The organism is Streptomyces sp. NPDC055239 (genome assembly GCF_053606205.1).
The window spans coordinates 1-1,799 of the sequence record NZ_JBSGRD010000037.1; the positions used below are offsets into that span (position 1 = coordinate 1).

Sequence of the window (1,799 nt, forward strand, 5' to 3'; positions counted from 1 at the left end):
TGTGGTGGGGGTGTTGAGGTCCCCGCAGAGCGCGGAGGCGTTGGAGTCGGTGGGGTTGGTGACGCCGGACGCCGGCGGCGGTGGGGGTGAGGCTGTGGGGGTTGAGGGGGTGCGGCTTTCGGTGTTGGTGGAGGAGTCGCGGGCGGTGGGGGTCGATGTGGAGCTTGATGAGGTCGGGGACGGGTCGGTGTGGTCGCCGGTGGTGGCGCGTACGGCGTACCGGGTGGTGCAGGAGGCATTGACGAACGTACGCAAGCACGCACCGGGCAGCTCGGTACGCGTCGAAGTGCGGCACTACGCGACGGGAACGGTGCGGCTACGTGTGGTGAACTCGACGGCGACGCGCGCGCTGGATCCCGAGTTGGTGTCGAGCGGGTCGGGGAGCGGCCTGAAGGGCCTGCGTCAGCGGGTCGAACTGGTCGGCGGCACCCTTGAGTGCGGGCCCCTCACCGACGGCGGCTTCCGCATCGAATCCGTACTGCCCGCGTACGTACCCACGACAGAGACGTGGGTCCACCCCAAAAGGCCGCCGGGGCCGTCCTCTTCGTCGTCGAACGCGCTCAGCGGGTGACGAGCCCCGCGTCGTAGGCGAGCAGCCCTGCCTGCGTCCTGTTCGTGCACTCCAGCTTGACCAGCATGCGCGAGACGTAGCCCTTGACCGTGGCCTCGCTGAGGAACAGCTTCGTGGCGATCTGGGCGTTCGACAGGCCCTCGCCGAGGCAGGTGAGCACGTCCGTCTCGCGGTCCGTGAGCTTGCCGATGAGCTTCTTGGCGCGCTCGCGTGCCGCGTCCTCGTCCGAGGAGGAGGCGATGATGCGGCGCATGGCGTCGGGCGAGAGAACCGTGTGCCCGTCGGCGGCGACGCGGACCAGGCCGATGAGGTGCTCGGGGGGTGTGGACTTCACCAGAAATCCGCTGGCCCCGCTGCGCAGGGCACGCATCACGTATTGGTCGGCGTCGAATGTGGTGAGCGCCACGACTTTCGGCGGCTGGTCGAGTTTCATGATGCCTTCGATCGCCGTGAGGCCGTCGACCCCCGGCATCCGCAGATCCATGAGAACGAGATCGGGGCGGTAGCGCACGACGCTCTCCACGGCGGCCGCGCCGTCATGGGCTTCATCGACGACGTCGATATCATCCGCGGACCCGAGAATCGTCCTCAAATGCGCGCAGACCATGGGCTCGTCGTCAACGACCAACACCTTTACGGTTTCGCGCGCCATGTCATGCAGTCTACCTAAGACTCGTCCCGCCAATCCTCTGCGAGTGAATGCGTGCGGGGGCAGACCCGGTCCGGGCAATCAGGTCCGCGCAATCAGGGTCATGAGGCCGTGGTGGCGCGTTCTACCGGCAGAACCGACTCCACGTGAAAGCCGTCGTCGGCGGTCGGCCCGAACTCGAAGGTCCCGCCGACCAGTTCGACCCGCCTGCACAAGCCCTCCAGGCCGCTCCCCGACCCGCTCGACGCCAGTTCCGTGTCCAGCGCCTGTGTCGCCGCCGAGTTCGCGATCCGCACCCGCCCCGCGTCATAGCGCACTTCGACGCGTACCGAGCTGCCTGGTGCGTGCTTGCGTACGTTCGTCAACGCCTCCTGCACCACCCGGTACGCCGTACGCGCCACCACCGGCGACCACACCGACCCGTCCCCGACCTCGTCAAGTTCCACATCGACCCCCACCGCCCGCGACTCCTCCACCAACACCGAAAGCCGCACCCCCTCGACCTCGTCCCCACCACCAGCAGGACCCGGCATCACCAACGCCTCCGCACTCTGCGGGGACCTCAACACCCCCACCACG

The 1,799-nt window shown here is 68.1% G+C and carries 3 protein-coding genes; 1 reads left to right on the forward strand and 2 read right to left on the reverse strand.

Annotated elements, in window-relative coordinates:
* Nucleotides 1–571: sensor histidine kinase (locus tag ACWFRJ_RS44520; RefSeq protein ID WP_453544811.1), on the forward strand; the 571-nt coding region annotated here is incomplete at its 5' end.
* Here ACWFRJ_RS44520 and ACWFRJ_RS44525 read toward each other — a convergent pair.
* Both ACWFRJ_RS44525 and ACWFRJ_RS44530 read right to left on the reverse strand, forming a co-directional pair.
* A complete protein-coding gene (locus ACWFRJ_RS44525) occupies nt 561–1,223 on the reverse strand; it encodes a response regulator (RefSeq protein ID WP_453544813.1) in 663 nt (220 codons plus the stop codon). The genes ACWFRJ_RS44520 and ACWFRJ_RS44525 overlap by 11 nt on opposite strands.
* A gap of 98 nt (nt 1,224–1,321) precedes the next feature.
* A partial coding sequence (locus ACWFRJ_RS44530) for a sensor histidine kinase (RefSeq protein ID WP_453544815.1) occupies nt 1,322–1,799 on the reverse strand: 478 nt, incomplete at its 5' end.

Bases quoted from the DNA above. Each gene is read 5' to 3' on its own strand.
- ACWFRJ_RS44525 (WP_453544813.1), bottom strand. From the start codon at position 1,223: ATGGCGCGCGAAACCGTAAAGGTGTTGGTCGTTGACGACGAGCCCATG.